This window comes from Amycolatopsis dongchuanensis, from assembly GCF_039542405.1.
In the GTDB taxonomy this organism is placed as follows: Bacteria; Actinomycetota; Actinomycetes; order Mycobacteriales; family Pseudonocardiaceae; genus Amycolatopsis_E; species Amycolatopsis_E sacchari.
In genome coordinates this window covers 137,051-151,757 of the sequence record NZ_BAABIB010000045.1, presented here as the reverse complement: position 1 = coordinate 151,757, position 14,707 = coordinate 137,051, and the positions used below count along the sequence as shown (strand labels likewise).

Here is a 14,707-nt window from a genome sequence, read left to right as displayed (position 1 = left end):
GCGCCATGACCGAACAACTGGAGAGCCGCGTGGTCGTCGCTGAGGCCACTGCGAAGGAAGCGCTTGAGATCGCCAAGACCGCGAGGGAGGATGCCCGCATGGCGACCGAAGCGTGGCGAGCACGGCAGCGGATGGACAACGCGTTGCTGAACTCCCTGCGCGCCACCCAGCTGGAGCACGGCAAGATCCTCGAGGAGCACGGCAGGCGCCTCGACCGCCTGGAGCGCAAGGTCGACCGCCTGGAGCGGAAGGTCGACGAGGGCTTCACCAAGATCTCCCTCGGCATGTCGCAGATCGTCGCGCTGATCACCAACCTCCAGCGTTAGAGCCGCTCCAGGGCGCCCATCTCCACGTGTTGCGCGATGGGGCGCGGCAGGAGGTAGCCGATCGCGCCGCCGGGCATCGGGCCCCACGGGAGCGTCACGCCCGTGAGCGCGGGCAGGCCGCGGACCAGGCGGTACCGCTGCTGCAGCTGCTCCCGTTCCGGCGCCAGCGACGCCTCCGGGAACCGCGTTCCCGGCTCGTGCACCAGGTTCCCCGTGTCGTTCCCGAAGCGCAGCACCGTCGTCCCCGCGGGGAGGACGATCATCCGCTTCGCGCGGAAGAAGTTCAGCGGGGGCTCACCCCGCAGCGGCACGATCGGCCAGTCCAGCTGCTGCGGTTCCTCCGTGCGTGCCGGGTACAGCAGCAGCGACCCCAGCAGGAACCGCGCCGCCTCCTCGACGTGCGAGAACGCCGCCGGTTCCCCACCGCCCGGGCCGCTGACCTCCCAGCTCGCCTTCGTCCGCACCAGGCACCACGCGCCTTCGACGGCCTCGCCGATCCGGTACGCCGACTGCGGGATGCCGTACTCCCCCAGCCGCCGTTCCAGCACGGTCAGCACCTGCGACGCCCGCAGCCCCATGGGCGGCTCGCCGCCCCGGTCGACCACCGCGACCGGGTCCGGCTCCGGCGGCGCGGGCACCGGCGGGCGCGGGCGGCCGAGCACTTCGGCCTCCGCCACCGCCCGGACCTGCGACGACAGGTACGGCACGCGGTAGGCCGCCGCCCTGATGCGCTCCAGCAGCTCCGGCTCCGGCGGGATGCCGTACTTCCGCAGGTAGTGGGGCACGGCGGCGGGCCAGATCCACAGGCCGTCGGTGTGGAACGCGTCCGGCACGTCCGCGGGGCCGCCCGGGTTGACCGTGTCGGGCAGCCAGCCGGGCCTGCTCACCACGACCGGCGCGCGGTAGAGGTAGTCCAGCACCGGCCGGACCTCCTCCTGCGCCAGCGGCTGCGGCTGCTCGGGCAGCCGCGCCTGCCGGAACGGCATGTCCAGCGGCAGCCCGGCCTTGCCGGCCAGCCACTCCGGCACCTGCCTGCGCTCACGCGGGAACCGCTCCAGCTCGGCGTCGTAGGACCGGGCGGTCAGCCGGTCGCGCGGGGACTGCCGCCAGTTCGGTTCGCTCGTCGTGTCGTAGTCGAAGGAGAACGACGACGGCGCTTCGAGCGTGAGCGTGCCCTGGAACCACGTGCCCGTGTCGGGCCGGTACATCGCGGACCGCAGCTGCGAGAACAGCTGGCCGAGCCGCGGCGGCGCGGGCAGGGACACCGACTCCGCCTCGCCCAGCGACCGGATCTCGATCTCGGCGTAGTCCCCCACCTGCCGGAACTGGGCCGCGACCCGCTGCCAGCCCTCGGGCAGCACCGCCCGCACGGTCAGCGCGATCGACCGGACCAGCTCCTCCGGGTCCCCCTGCCCCGGCTGGGGCCGGGTGGCGCCGGGGAAGTCGTGGCGTTCCTGCCACAACGCGGTGATCTCGTCCGGGGCCGCGGTCGCGGTCAGCTCCGTGAGCCCCAGCTGGCGGGCCCGCTCCTCGTCCGTCCCGGACCAGCGCAGCGTCAGCACGCGCGGGTCGGGGTCGGGGGCGATGCGGAAGATCTCGTCGTCGAACAGGCAGTGCGTCTGGAGGGTGAAGGTGCCCTCGGCCTGGTCCTCCGGGACGACCTTCGCCGGGCGCGACTGCCATTCCGTGTCGAAGTCCTCCGGCGCGTCCTCGTCGGGGGCCGCGACGAGCAGCAGGGTGCCGTCCGTCGTGGAGCGTTCCGCCTGGAACGCCCGGCCCCGCCACACGCCGTACAACCCGTCCGGACGGGCCGCCAGCTCTACTCGGTAACGCACTTCTCCCCCTGTGCCTGTGTCACGGACTCGTAGAACCTAACCGACAAATCGCTCGAGACTGCCATCGGTGACGTGGTCGCGGACCGCCCGCGGCAGGACGTAGCTCACCGCGCCGCCGGGCAGCCCCGCCCACGGCACCGCGATGCCGAGGATCACCGACAGCGGGCGGCACACCCGGTACTTCCGCTCGTCGCGTTCCCGCTCGATCGGCAGCGACGTCGTGGGGAACCGGGTCTCGTCGTGGTGCACCAGGTTCCCGCCGTCACCGCCGAAGCGCAGCACCACGGTGCCCGCCGCGAGGCGCACGATCCGCTTGTTGCGCAACAACGTCAGCGGCGGTTCGCCTTCGGTGGGCTGGATGGGCCAGTCCGCCAGCTCCGCCGAGGTCTCCAGCGGCGTCTCCTGACCGGCCGTGCGCCGCGCCGGGTGCAGCAGCAGCGTGCCGAGCAGGAACTGCGCCGCGTCCTGCGCCTGCTCGAAGTGGTGCGCCTCGACCGGCTCGTCGTTCTCGTACCACGCGACCTCCCAGCCCCGGTCGGTCGCGTTGAGGCACCACGCGTGGTCGGCGCGTGCCGCGATCCGGTACGCCTCCGGCCACACCCCCTGCTGGCCGAGCCGTTCCGCGAGCACGACGAGCAGCGCGGCGTCGTCGAGCTTCGGGTCGGTCTGCGTCTCCAGCGCCGCGGCGACGTCCCCGCTGGTGGGACCGAGGTCGCGGGCGTCGGCGCGGGGCCGCGGACGGCCGAGCAGGTCGGCGGCCGCCGTGCGGCGCAGTAACTTGTCGACATACGGCGGCCGGTGGTCCTGGGCGCGGATGTGCGCGAGGAAGTCCGGCTCCGGCGGGATGCCGTGCTTGCGCAGGTAGTGCGGCACCGACGCGTGCCAGACCCACGTGCCGTCCGTGTGGTAGCTCTCCGGCACGTCCACCTCGCCGGTGAACCTGTCCGGTCCGAAGCCGCTGCCGACCAGGACGGCGGGCTGGCGTTCCAGGTACCGCAGGACCCTCGGCACCTCGTCCTCGGGCAGCGGCGAGCCGGGCGCGTCGACCACCCGGGCGTGCCGGAAGGTCACGGCGAGCGGTTGTCCTGCCGTGGCGTCCATCGCGCTCACTGTAAGCGAGAAGCTCCGGCCGGACTCACGATTTGCGGCGGATGGCCAGGAGATAGCCACCCCCGCCGAGCAGGTAGACGGCCGTCGCGACGAGCAGCAGCGCGGGCGACCGCCCGTCGAGCGGGACGAAGGCCGCCGCGGCCGCCACCGCGACCACCTGCGTGATGTTGAACAGGGTGTCGTAGAGCGCGAACACGCGGCCGCGGGCCTCGTCCCCGATGTCCCGCTGCACCGCCGAGTCGACGCACAGCTTGAGCACCTGGCCGGCACCGGTGATCAGGAACGCGGCCAGCAGGATCGTGGGCAGCCGCATCGGCAGCCCGAGCCCGGCCTGGCTCGCGGCGGCCAGCAGCAGGCAGCTGAGCACGACGCGGTGCCTGCCGAACCGGTTGACCAGCCGCGGCGTGGCGAACCCGGCGAGCAGGATGCCCGCGGCGCCCATCACCGCGAGCTGCCCCAGCCCGGGCAGCCCGGCCTTGAGCAGTCCGGAGTCGGTGAACGAGTAGCGCAGCAGCAGCACCGTGAGCAGCAGCGAGATGCCGTAGGACGCCCGGTGCGCGAACAGCGCGACGAACCCGGCCGTGACCGTGGGCGCACCCAGTGCGGCGCGCCCACCGTCGGCGAGCCCGCGTGCCACGGCGACGAAGGCGTCCTCGGGTTCGTCGACGGAGTCCGGGCCGAGGCTCCCCGCGGTGAAACGCGAGGCGATGAAGGCGGCGACGATCGTGCCGAGCACCGCGGTCGCCGTGGTCCAGGCGGAACCGGTGTTACCGGAGCCGATCACCGCCCGCAGCCCGATGGCGCAACCACCGCCGACGACCGCGACCATCGCGCCGAGCGTGGTGGCGACCGCGTTCGCCGTGACCAGCGAGTGCCGGGGCACGACGTGCGGGAGCGAAGCCGACATCCCGGAGCCGACGAACCGCGAAACGCCCTCGACCAGCAACGCCAGCACGAACAACTCCGTGCCGGCGAGCCCGAACCCGACGGCCGCGGAGGCGAGCACGATCGTCAGCCCGCGTAGCAGGTTCGCGGTCACGAGCACCCGCCGCCGGTCCCACCGGTCCAGCAGCGCGCCCGCGAACGGGCCGATCACGGAGTACGGCAGCAGCAGGACGGCGAACCCGCCGGCGATGGTCAGCGGGTCGGCGCCGCGCTCGGGGTTGAACAACACCGCTCCGGCGAGCCCGGCGCGGAAGACCCCGTCGGACCACTGCGCGGCGAAGCGGGAGAACAGCAGCCTGCGGAAACCCGGCATGCGGAAGAACGCGCGAGGCCCCAGCTTCACCGTCGCAGGTTCCGCGCTAGCCGTCACAACACGACAGCATACGGTGCCGGATCAAGATCTCAGGGTGAACGGAAGGGGCCGGCGCACTTGGTCGCCTCTCGGCGGCGTGGCGCAGTGTGGCTCCAGCCGAACGGTATTCCACAAAGGCTCTTCTCAAGTGGGCCCGGGGGACACGGAGTGCGCCGGCCACCACGTCCAACGGGCCCCGGCGGCGTGTTGTTCCCGCTCCGTGCGAATTGCCGGGGACGTGAGTGGGATCATGACGGGCGTGCCAGCGGACGCCGAGGTTGAACCGGGCTCGCTCCTGGTTGCCGCCCCCACCATGTTCGATCCCAACTTCCGCCGGACGGTCGTCTTCATCATCGACCACCGGGAAGAGGGGACGCTCGGTGTCGTGCTCAACAGGCCGAGTGACGTGCCGGTGGACGACGTGCTGCCCAGCTGGGGCAGGCACGTGGTCGAACCGCAGTCGGTGTTCGTCGGCGGTCCTGTGGAGAAGAAGACCGCGTTGTGCCTGGCGGCGTTGCGGGCCGGGGAGACGGCGGCGGCCGTGCCGGGGCTGATCGGCGTGCGCGGTCCGGTGGCGCTCGTGGACCTCGACGCGGATCCGGACCTGCTGGTGCCGAAGGTGCGCGGGCTGCGCGTGTTCGCCGGGTACGCGGGCTGGGACTCGGGTCAGCTGGCGGGCGAGATCGACCGCGGCGACTGGCTCATCGTGCCCGCGCTGCCCGGTGACGTGCTGGCGACGCCGGATCGCGATCTGTGGGCGCAGGTGCTGCGCCGCCAGGGCGTGCCGACGGCGCTACTGGCCACCCACCCCGGCGACCTGCAACGAAACTAAGGCCAGCCCCTCGCCCGACCACCACCCCCAGCGGAGGCGCTTCGCGCCGCTAGGCCTTCTGGAGCGAACAACCCCCGCACGCACAACCAGAGCACCCGCCCCCACCGGGAGCGACGGGCTCCGGGACGGCGAGCGCGGCGCGGTGCCCGAGCAGCCCGCCGGCGGTGACCAGCGCGAACATCCCGATCAGCCCGACCAGCGCCGCGACGACGACGCCCGCGGTGGTGGGCATGAACAGCCCGGCGAGCCCGGCGACGATCCCCACCGCCCCGGCGACCATCGTGGGCAGTCCGGCGACCTTGTTCGCCGTGCGGAAGGCCTGCGCGGAACGCAGCGTCGCCTCCGTGCGCACCCCCGCGCCGCGGTCCGCGAGTTTCTCCTGCCAGCCGAGGACCCCGCCCCAGCCGACGACGAGACCGAGCACGACGGGAATCAGCGCGAGTACGAACACGGGGTAAGGATACGGGTCAAAACGATTCGGACCGGCGGCATACCATTGCAGGTGTGAGTGAGGCAACCGAGGAGATCCCCGGCCACCGCTACAACGCGGACCTGGCCGGCCGGATCGAGCTGCGCTGGCAGAACTACTGGGCCGACCACGGCACGTACCACGCGCCGAACCCCGTCGGCCCCCTCGCCGAGACGCCGCTGCCCTCGGACAAGCTCTTCGTCCAGGACATGTTCCCGTACCCGTCGGGCGCCGGCCTGCACGTCGGGCACCCGCTGGGCTTCATCGGCACCGACGTCTACGCCCGCTACCACCGGATGATCGGGCGGAACGTCCTGCACACCATGGGTTTCGACGCGTTCGGCCTGCCCGCGGAGCAGTACGCGGTGCAGACCGGGCAGCACCCGCGCAAGACCACCGAAGAGAACATCGAGACCTACCTGCGGCAGATCCGCAGGCTGGGCCTGGGCCACGACGAGCGGCGCCGCATCGCGACGATCGACCCCGAGTACTACAAGTGGACGCAGTGGATCTTCCTGCAGATCTACAACGCCTGGTACGACGAGGCGCAGGCCAAGGCGCGGCCCATCGCCGAGCTGGAGGCGGAGTTCGCCGCGGGCGAGCGCCCGACCCCGGACGGCCGTGCGTGGGGTGAGTTGTCCTCCTCGGAGCAGCGGGAGGTCATCGACTCGCACCGGCTGGTGTACATCTCCGAGGCGCCGGTGAACTGGGCGCCCGGCCTGGGCACCGTGGTCGCCAACGAGGAGGTCACCGCGGAGGGCCGCACCGACCGCGGCAACTTCCCGGTGTTCCGCAAGAACCTGCGCCAGTGGATGATGCGGATCACCGCGTACGCGGACCGCCTGCTGGACGACCTGGAGCTGCTGGACTGGCCCGAGAAGGTCAAGACCATGCAGCGCAACTGGATCGGCCGCTCGCGGGGTGCGCAGGTCGCCTTCGCCGTCGGCGACGAGCGGGTCGAGGTGTTCACCACCAGGCCCGACACGCTGTTCGGCGCGACGTACCTGGTGCTGGCGCCGGAGCACCCGTTGGTGGACAAGCTGACCGCCGCGTCGTGGCCGTCCGATGTGGACGAGGCGTGGACCGGTGGCGCGGCGACCCCGGCCGAGGCGGTCAAGGCGTACCGGCTGGCGGCCTCCCGCAAGTCCGAACTGGACCGCCAGGAGAGCAAGGAGAAGACGGGCGTCTTCATCGGCGCCACCGCGGTGAACCCGGTGAACGGCAAGGAGATCCCGGTCTTCATCGCCGACTACGTGCTGATGGGGTACGGCACCGGCGCGATCATGGCGGTGCCGGGCCAGGACCAGCGTGACTGGGACTTCGCGGAGAAGTTCGGGCTGGAGATCATCCGTACGGTGCAGCCGTCGGAGGGCTTCGACGGCGAGGCGTACACCGGTGCCGGCCCCGCGATCAACTCCGGCTTCCTGGACGGGATGGACGTCGACGAGGCCAAGAAGGCGATCATCGAGTGGCTGGAGGAACACGGCCACGGCAAGGGCACGACGCAGTACAAGCTGCGGGACTGGCTGTTCGCGCGGCAGCGGTACTGGGGCGAGCCGTTCCCGATCGTGTACGACTCCGACGGCAGGCCGATCCCGCTGCCGGAGAGCGAGCTGCCGGTCGTGCTGCCGGACGTCGACGACTACTCGCCGCAGACGTTCGACCCGGAGGACGCCGACTCCGAACCGTCGCCGCCGCTGGCGAAGGCGACGGACTGGGTCAACGTGACGCTGGACCTGGGTGACGGCCCGAAGCAGTACCGCCGCGACACCAACGTGATGCCGCAGTGGGCGGGCTCGTGCTGGTACCAGCTGCGCTACGTCGACCCGACGAACTCGGAAGCGTTCGTCGACCCCGAGAACGAGCAGTACTGGATGGGCCCGCGCCCCGCGGAGCACGGCGTCGCGGACCCGGGTGGTCTGGACCTGTACGTCGGCGGCGTGGAGCACGCGGTGCTGCACCTGCTGTACGCGCGGTTCTGGCAGAAGGTGCTGTACGACCTGGGCCACGTCTCCGCGAAGGAGCCGTACCGCAGGCTGTTCAACCAGGGCTACATCCAGGCGTACGCGTACACCGATTCCCGTGGTGTCTACGTTCCTGCCGAGGAGGTCGAGGAGAAGGACGGCAAGTTCTTCTTCCACGGCCAGGAGGTCAAGCAGGAATACGGGAAGATGGGCAAGAGCCTGAAGAACGTGGTCACGCCCGACCAGATGGCGGCGGACTACGGGGCCGACACCTTCCGGTTCTACGAGATGGCCATGGGCCCGCTGGACGTCTCGCGCCCGTGGGCGACGAAGGACGTCGTGGGCGCGCACCGGTTCCTGCAGCGGCTGTGGCGCCTGGTGGTCGACGAGCAGACCGGCGAGCTGCGGGTCACGTCGGCGGAACCCACCGCCGAGGACCGCAAGCAGCTGCACCGCGCCATCGCCGGGGTCCGCGAGGACTACGCGGAGATGCGCTTCAACACCGCCGGCGCGAAGCTGATCGAGCTGAACAACCACCTGACGAAGGTGTACGGCGCGACCGAGGGCACGCCGCGTGAGCTGGTGGAGCCGCTGGTGCTGATGCTGGCGCCGCTGTGCCCGCACATCGCGGAGGAGCTGTGGCACCGGCTGGGCCACACGGACACGCTGGTGCACGGGCCGTTCCCGGTGGCGGACGAGCGGTACCTGATCGAGGACACGGTCGAGTACCCGATCCAGGTCAACGGCAAGGTGCGGGCCCGCATCACGGTCGCCGCGGACGCCGACAAGGACGCGGTGCAGGCGGCGGCGCTGGCCGAGGAGAAGATCCAGGCCCTGCTCAACGGCGGCGAGCCCCGCAAGGTGATCGTCGTACCGGGGCGACTGGTGAACGTGGTCCTCTAGAGGGCGGGCTCCAGGCCGATCTCCCGCGCGAGGTCGGCCAGGAGCGCGTCGAACACCGCGTCCGGTTTGGACAGTGGGATCGGGTAGTTCCCGAACACCTCGAGCGTGATGTGGCCGTAGAGCCGCGCCCAGAACTGGATCATCACGTACGTCGTGCCGAGGTTGAGCTTGTCCGGCGGGAACTCGGCGCCGGACTCACGCAGCACGGTGAGCAGCTCGTCCTGGAAGGCGATGAGGTCGTCGTGCAGTTCGGGCGGCACGGCGTCGGCCTGCGGGATGGTGAGCTGGTGCGTGGCCAGGATCCGGCCCGCGGCCAGGAGGAAGATGCGGCCGAAGGGTTCGCTCGCGCGCTGGAGGGTCGCGACGCTGCCGGCGGCGGACCCGGTTTCGCCGGTCGGTGACGCGAAGACGAGCGTGAACTCCTTGGTGTGCGTCAGCGCCCAGCGGCGGAACCCGCGGCAGATCGCGAACAGCTGGGCCGCCCCGTCCGCGGCGAGCGCGCCGACCTCTTCGGTCAGTTCGGCGGCGAGGTCGGCGATGACGTCGAGGCGGAGGTGCTCGACGAGGTCGTCACGGGAGCCGTAGTACCGGTAGAGCGCCGGCGCCGTGATCCCGAGTTCGCGGGCGATCGCGCGCAGCGTCACCGCTTCCGGGCCGCGCTGGACCAGCAGCGTGCGGGCGGTCCGCCGGATGTCCTGGTCGGTCGCGACCCGCACGCGCCCTCGGCGCGTCGGCTTGTCCATTCCCGCATTCTAGGTCGGGGGTGCGCCCGCGGAACGCGGTTTCCGCGGAAGGAGAGGGGCGCCGCCGGTACCGATCACTCGGGGGGCTACGCGATCGGTACCGGCGACCCGATGCCCGTTTCCGGCGGGGCCGGGCACGGACAGCTTAGGAGAGTCCGGAATGGTGCCGTCGGGACGGTCAGACGGCTAATTCCCCCATTCGGGTGATCCAGACCGGGCACTCACCCTAGTGTCGCATCTCCCGGCCGAGAAGTTACAAAGATCTTCACATTTGCCAACCGAACTTCCCGCCCATTCTGGGGGAGGCGCCGCGCGCCACTAGATTCGGGGTGTGCACACCGAAGTCCTCGTCATCGGCTCCGCGAACGCCGACCTGGTGGTCCCGGCCGAACGCCGCCCGGGCAGCGGCGAAACCGTCCTCGGCGGCGACACCACCGTCCTGCCCGGCGGCAAGGGCGCCAACACCGCGGTGGCTGCCGCGAGGCTCGGTGCGGACGTCGCGCTGCTCGCCGCGATCGGCGACGACGCCTACGGGGCCATGCTCACCGAGTCCCTGCGCGACGCCGGGGTGCGCACCGAGCTCGTGCGGAAAGTCGGCCGGCCGACGGGCATCGCCTACATCACCGTGACCCCCGACGGCGAGAACTCGATCCTCGTCTCGCCCGGCGCCAACAGCGCGCTCGAACCCGGCGCGCTCGACTTCGCCGGGGCGAAGGTCTTGGTGGCGTCGCTGGAGATCCCGCTGCCGACGGTCGAATGGGCGATCGCCGAGGCCGCTTCGGCCGGGGTGCGGACGATGCTCAACCTGTCGCCGGTCGCGGAGCTGTCGCCGCGCACGCTGGCCGCGCTGGACGTGCTGCTCGTCAACGAACACGAAGCCGCCGCCCTGCTGGGAGAGGGCGTCGGACTCGGGAAACTGCTGGAACTCGGGCCGCGTTCGGCGGTGGTGACCCTGGGCGCGCGGGGCGCGCTCGTGCTCACCGGGGACGGGGAGACCGAGGTACCGGCGCCACCCGTCGAGCCGGTGGACACGACCGGCGCCGGGGACGCGTTCACTGGGGCGCTAGCCGCGTCGCTGGCCACCGGGGTCACCCTGGAGACGGCGGCCCGCAAGGCCGCCCGGGTCGCGGCGATCTCGGTGACCCGCCGGGGTGCGCAGCCGTCCTATCCGTCCGCTGCCGAACTCGAGGGCCGCTGACACTGTCCGTCGTGGTCGGGGAAAGGTATGGTCTAGACCATGTCGCACGAAAGGCTGACCGGAGTCGCCGTGAGCCCCGGCCGCGCCCGCGGTCCCGTCGTCCGGGTCGCCGAACCGCTCGGCGAGCCCGCCGGCACGCCGAAACCCGAGGACCCGCAGGCCGAAGCGGCGCGGATCGCTCCGGCGACGCAGGCCGTCGCCGCCCGTCTGGAAGCGCTTTCCGCGACCGCCTCCGGTGAGGCCGCGACGATCCTGATCACCACCGCCGCGATGGCCGGGGACCCGGCGCTGATCAGCGAGGCCGAACGGCTCGTGGTCGCCGAAGGGCTGCCAGCCCCGCGCGCGGTCTACGAATCCGCGAACGGTTTCGCCAAGACGCTCGCCGCCGCCGGTGGGTACATGGCCGAGCGCGTGCGCGACATCGAGGACGTGCGGGACCGCGTGGTGGCCGAGCTGCTCGGCGTGGAACCGCCCGGCGTGCCCGAACTGACCACGCCGAGTGTCCTGGTGGCCCGCGACCTCGCCCCCGCGGACACGGCCGGGCTCGACCCGGCGAAGGTGCTCGCCCTCGTCACCGAGGAGGGCGGGCCGACCAGCCACACCGCGATCTTGGCGCGGGCGCTGGGAATTCCCGCGGTCGTCGCCGTCCGCGGCGTGCTCGCGCTGGACGCCGCCGCGTTGCTCGTGGACGGTGACACCGGCGAGGTCGAGGTCGCCGACGCCGCGGAACCGGTGCTGACGGCCGTCGCGGGCGGACCGGCCGAGTGGAACGGCACCGGGACCACTTCGGACGGTCACCTCGTCAAGGTGCTCGGCAACGTCGGCAAACCCGCCGACGCCCGCGCCGCCGCGGAGGCCGGTGCCGAAGGAGTGGGCCTGTTCCGCACGGAGTTCTGCTACCTCGACGCCGCCGACGAACCGTCCGTCGCCGACCAGCGCGCGGCGTACGCGGCCGTGCTCACGCCGTTCGCGGGAAAGCCCGTCGTCGTCCGGACCCTCGATGCGGGTGCCGACAAACCGCTCGCGTTCCTGTCCCCCGAGGACGAGCCGAACCCCGCGCTGGGTGTTCGCGGCCTGCGCGTCGCCTTCGACCGGCCCGAGGTGCTGGACCGCCAGCTCGAAGCGATCGCGGGCGCGGCACAGGATTCCGGCGCCGAGGTCTCGGTGATGGCGCCGATGGTCGCCACCGCCGAGGAGGCCGCATGGTTCGCCGAGCGCGTGCGCGCGGCGGGCATCGCACGGGCGGGCGTGATGATCGAGATCCCGGCCGCGGCCCTGTCCGCCAGGGAGATCCTCGACGCGGTCGACTTCGTTTCGCTGGGCACGAACGACCTGGCGCAGTACACCTTCGCCGCCGACCGGCAGCTCGGCGCCGTCGCGGCGCTCAACGACCCGTGGCAGCCCGCGCTGCTGCGGCTGATCAAGCTCGTCGGCGACGCGGCGAAGGCCACCGGCAAACCGGCGGGCGTGTGTGGCGAGGCGGCGGCGGACCCGCTCCTCGCGCGGGTGCTGACGGGCCTCGGGGTGACCAGCCTGTCGATGAACGCACCGGCGGTGCGGGCGGTGGGCGCGAGCCTGGCCGCCGTCACGCTCGCGCAGTGCGAAGCGCTCGCGGAAGCCGTGCTGGCGACCGGGGACGCGAAGGCCGCGCGCGCGGTCGCGAGGGGTTAGTCCTCCCCGGCGGCGGCCAGCACCGCGTCCAGCAGGCCGGGGAACCGCGCGTCGAGGTCTTCGCGGCGCAAGGACAGCAGGTTCTCCCTGCCGTGCGGGCGTTGCCAGATGACGCCGCTGTCGCGCAGCACCTGCCAGTGCCGGGTGAGGGTGGACTTCGACACGCCCGTGAGGATCGTGCCGCAGGGCCGTTCCCCTTCGTCCGCGAGCCGCCGCACGATCTTCATCCGCAGCGGGTTGCCGAGTGCGGTCAGCACGTTCTCCAGGCGGATCTGGTGCGGTTCCGGGTGCTGCGCGAGCATGGGCCCAGTGTAGATCAGTACGCGTAGATACGAACTTTCCTCTTGACTGACTGTACGTATATACGCGTACATTCCTACCGTGACTTCCTCGACTCGCCCCGCCTGGGTGCTCGTCCTCCTCGCACTCGCCCAGCTGATCTACGCGCTCGACCTCAACATCGTGTTCGTCGCACTCCCCGAGATCGGCGCGGACCTCGGCTTCTCCGGCCAGACCCAGCAGTGGGTGGTCAGCGCCTACGTGGTGTTCGCCGGCGGGTTCCTGCTCCTCGGTGGCCGTGCCGCGGACCTGCTCGGCCGCCGTCGCGTGTTCGTCCTCGCGCTGGTGCTCTACGCGCTGTCGTCGCTGGCAGGAGGCCTCGCCACGGGACAGCTGATGATCGTCGTCGCGCGGGCCGTGCAGGGGATCGGCGGCGCGCTGCTGCTGCCCGCCACCCTCGCGCTGATCGGCACGCTCTTCCCCGAAGGGCGCGAGCGCAACCGCGCGCTCGCGGTGTGGGGCGGCGCGGGAGCCAGCGGCCTCACGGTGGGCGCGCTGCTGGGCGGCGTGCTCACGCAGGCCTTCGGCTGGTCCGCGGTGTTCTTCGTCAACGTGCCCCTCGCCGGGCTGGTCGCCGTGGCCGCGCTGGCCGTGGTGCCCGCCGACCCGCCGCGCGCCACCGGACGCCGCTTCGACCTGCCCGGCGCCTTGACCGCCACCGCGGGCGCGACGCTCCTCGTGTTCGCACTGGTCCAAGGCCCGGACGCCGGGTGGACCTCACCCGGCGTCGTGCTCGCCGCGGCACTGGCCGTGGTCCTGCTCGGGGTGTTCGCGGTGGTCGAGGCACGCGGCGCGGACCCGCTGCTGCCGCCGAGCCTGCTCCGCAACCGCGCGCTCCTCACGGGGATCGGCGTGACCGCGCTCTACATGGCGACGTTCGGCACGCTGCCCTACTTCCTGACGGTGTTGTTCCAGACCGTCCGCGGGATGAGCGCGCTGCAGACCGGGCTCGCGTTCCTGGTGCCCTCGCTCGCGATCGCGGCGGGCACCCAGCTCGGCGAGCGCCTCACCGGCCGCTTCGGCGCACGCACCACGCTGGTCGCGGGCTTCGGCGTGGGCGCGGTCGGCACCGTCGTGCTCGCCGTGGGTTTCGGTGGCGGCTACGGCGCCGTCGTGCCTGGGCTGGTCGTCTCCGGCGTCGGACAGGGCGTCACGTGGACGGCGATGTGGATCACCGCGGCCACCGGCGTCGTGCCGGAGGAACAGGGCGTGGCCAACGGCATGGCCTCCACGACCCTCAACCTCGGCAACGCCGTCGGGCTCGCGGTCCTCATCGCGTTCGCCGGGGCGTCCGGAAGCCGGGCGGCGGTGCTGGTCGCCGCGGCGGGCATGGCCGTGGGCGCCGTCCTCGTCGCGTTCGCGCGGACAGCCGCTAGGAGAACAGCCCGCGACGGGGACGCCGGACGACCACTGAACCGCCGTGCACGCGTCCGGTGAACACCAGCCGGGGCGTACCCGGGAGGCCGTTGCTGCCGGTCTTGTCGTCCAGGGAGCCGTACTTGAGCTCGGTGATCGAGTTGAGGTCCACGGCCATGCCCTCGGGGACGATCACCTCGACCGAACCCCACTTGCAGTCCAGCTCGATCTGCACCGTCGGGCTCGTCACCTGGGCGTCGCTGAAGTCCAGCTTGGTCGAGCCGTACTTGCTGTGCACGACGACCTCGGCAGGCACGATCCACCGCCCGTTGCGCACGAGCGAGGAGTACTTCGCCGACAGCTCCAGCCGCTGCGAGGGATCGGTGGCCTTCGGCGGCGGGGCGCCGAGATCGCGGTTGACCGTGCCGGGGATGTCCACCAGCACGGCGTTCAGCTCGCCGCGGGTGCGGGAGGCGAGCGCGATGTCGGTGCGCTCGGTGAACTCGTCGAGGTCGATCAGCCCCCGCCCGATCGCCTTCTGCAGTATCGCGACGACGTGCTCGCGCTCCTCGTCGGACACCCGCAGGTCCCGCGGGCTGAGCGTCGCGGTCTCGGTCTCTTCGCCCATGGGGGCAGCGTAATTCGGCGGACCCCGGCCCGGATC

At 72.0% G+C, this 14,707-nt stretch carries 13 protein-coding genes; 6 read left to right on the top strand and 7 right to left on the bottom strand.

All coding sequences use genetic code 11. The annotated features are described in order from the left end of the window. Positions 1-5: 5 nt before the first annotated feature. Positions 6-326: a hypothetical protein gene (locus ABFX51_RS08970; RefSeq protein ID WP_346053356.1), complete on the top strand. Its 321-nt coding sequence runs from the start codon at positions 6-8 to the stop codon at positions 324-326. On the opposite strand, the gene ABFX51_RS08965 is transcribed toward ABFX51_RS08970, so the two are convergent. Genes ABFX51_RS08965 through ABFX51_RS08955 form a run of 3 tightly spaced genes read right to left on the bottom strand, consistent with a single transcriptional unit; the run spans position 323 to position 4,529 of the window. Then, positions 323-2,161 carry a TNT domain-containing protein gene (locus ABFX51_RS08965; RefSeq protein WP_346053354.1) on the bottom strand — a complete coding sequence of 613 codons (1,839 nt, stop codon included), beginning with the start codon at positions 2,159-2,161 and terminating at the stop codon, positions 323-325. The two genes, ABFX51_RS08970 and ABFX51_RS08965, sit on opposite strands and share 4 nt — an antisense overlap. A 36-nt stretch (positions 2,162-2,197) precedes the next feature. Next, positions 2,198-3,262 carry a TNT domain-containing protein gene (locus ABFX51_RS08960; protein ID WP_091506590.1) on the bottom strand — a complete coding sequence of 355 codons (1,065 nt, stop codon included), beginning with the start codon at positions 3,260-3,262 and terminating at the stop codon, positions 2,198-2,200. 34 nt (positions 3,263-3,296) lie between these two features. Next, positions 3,297-4,529 (bottom strand): MFS transporter, encoded by a 1,233-nt coding sequence (locus ABFX51_RS08955; RefSeq protein WP_346053573.1) that lies wholly within the window; start codon positions 4,527-4,529, stop codon positions 3,297-3,299. Between the two features lie 289 nt (positions 4,530-4,818). Here ABFX51_RS08955 and ABFX51_RS08950 point away from each other — a divergent pair, with 289 nt between their 5' ends. Further along, complete coding sequence (locus tag ABFX51_RS08950; RefSeq protein ID WP_091506588.1) at positions 4,819-5,400, top strand: YqgE/AlgH family protein; 582 nt, start codon at positions 4,819-4,821, stop codon at positions 5,398-5,400. A 49-nt stretch (positions 5,401-5,449) separates the two neighbouring features. On the opposite strand, the gene ABFX51_RS08945 is transcribed toward ABFX51_RS08950, so the two are convergent. Then, on the bottom strand, positions 5,450-5,851 hold the full coding sequence (locus ABFX51_RS08945) for an SdpI family protein (protein ID WP_346053352.1): 402 nt from the start codon (positions 5,849-5,851) through the stop codon (positions 5,450-5,452). A gap of 53 nt (positions 5,852-5,904) precedes the next feature. On the opposite strand from ABFX51_RS08945, the gene leuS reads away from it, so the two are divergent. Further along, positions 5,905-8,736 (top strand): leucine--tRNA ligase, encoded by a 2,832-nt coding sequence (gene leuS, locus ABFX51_RS08940; protein ID WP_346053350.1) that lies wholly within the window; start codon positions 5,905-5,907, stop codon positions 8,734-8,736. Here the strand turns inward: leuS and ABFX51_RS08935 are convergent. Further along, the gene (locus tag ABFX51_RS08935) at positions 8,733-9,479 is read right to left on the bottom strand and encodes a TetR/AcrR family transcriptional regulator (protein WP_091506581.1); all 747 of its coding nucleotides are present in this window, start codon (positions 9,477-9,479) and stop codon (positions 8,733-8,735) included. The two genes, leuS and ABFX51_RS08935, sit on opposite strands and share 4 nt — an antisense overlap. A 331-nt stretch (positions 9,480-9,810) precedes the next feature. Between ABFX51_RS08935 and ABFX51_RS08930 the strand changes: the two genes are divergently transcribed. Together ABFX51_RS08930 and ptsP are read left to right on the top strand one after the other, a co-directional pair. Further along, on the top strand, positions 9,811-10,677 hold the full coding sequence (locus ABFX51_RS08930; protein ID WP_346053348.1) for a ribokinase: 867 nt from the start codon (positions 9,811-9,813) through the stop codon (positions 10,675-10,677). Positions 10,678-10,716: 39 nt separating this feature from the next. Beyond that, positions 10,717-12,348 (top strand): phosphoenolpyruvate--protein phosphotransferase, encoded by a 1,632-nt coding sequence (gene ptsP / locus ABFX51_RS08925; protein WP_346053346.1) that lies wholly within the window; start codon positions 10,717-10,719, stop codon positions 12,346-12,348. Here the strand turns inward: ptsP and ABFX51_RS08920 are convergent. Further along, the gene (locus tag ABFX51_RS08920) at positions 12,345-12,650 is read right to left on the bottom strand and encodes an ArsR/SmtB family transcription factor (RefSeq protein ID WP_346053344.1); all 306 of its coding nucleotides are present in this window, start codon (positions 12,648-12,650) and stop codon (positions 12,345-12,347) included. The genes ptsP and ABFX51_RS08920 overlap by 4 nt on opposite strands. Before the next feature lie 79 nt (positions 12,651-12,729). Between ABFX51_RS08920 and ABFX51_RS08915 the strand changes: the two genes are divergently transcribed. Further along, on the top strand, positions 12,730-14,124 hold the full coding sequence (locus ABFX51_RS08915) for an MFS transporter (protein ID WP_346053342.1): 1,395 nt from the start codon (positions 12,730-12,732) through the stop codon (positions 14,122-14,124). Here the strand turns inward: ABFX51_RS08915 and ABFX51_RS08910 are convergent. Beyond that, on the bottom strand, positions 14,060-14,671 hold the full coding sequence (locus ABFX51_RS08910; protein ID WP_091506570.1) for a DUF1707 SHOCT-like domain-containing protein: 612 nt from the start codon (positions 14,669-14,671) through the stop codon (positions 14,060-14,062). The two genes, ABFX51_RS08915 and ABFX51_RS08910, sit on opposite strands and share 65 nt — an antisense overlap. Positions 14,672-14,707 lie beyond the last annotated feature (36 nt).

Bases quoted from the DNA above. Each gene is read 5' to 3' on its own strand.
- ABFX51_RS08970 (WP_346053356.1), top strand. From the start codon at position 6: ATGACCGAACAACTGGAGAGCCGCGTGGTCGTCGCTGAGGCCACTGCG.
- ABFX51_RS08960 (WP_091506590.1), bottom strand. From the start codon at position 3,262: ATGGACGCCACGGCAGGACAACCGCTCGCCGTGACCTTCCGGCACGCC.
- ABFX51_RS08955 (WP_346053573.1), bottom strand. From the start codon at position 4,529: ATGCCGGGTTTCCGCAGGCTGCTGTTCTCCCGCTTCGCCGCGCAGTGG.
- ABFX51_RS08950 (WP_091506588.1), top strand. From the start codon at position 4,819: ATGACGGGCGTGCCAGCGGACGCCGAGGTTGAACCGGGCTCGCTCCTG.
- ABFX51_RS08935 (WP_091506581.1), bottom strand. From the start codon at position 9,479: ATGGACAAGCCGACGCGCCGAGGGCGCGTGCGGGTCGCGACCGACCAG.
- ptsP (WP_346053346.1), top strand. From the start codon at position 10,717: ATGTCGCACGAAAGGCTGACCGGAGTCGCCGTGAGCCCCGGCCGCGCC.
- ABFX51_RS08920 (WP_346053344.1), bottom strand. From the start codon at position 12,650: ATGCTCGCGCAGCACCCGGAACCGCACCAGATCCGCCTGGAGAACGTG.
- ABFX51_RS08910 (WP_091506570.1), bottom strand. From the start codon at position 14,671: ATGGGCGAAGAGACCGAGACCGCGACGCTCAGCCCGCGGGACCTGCGG.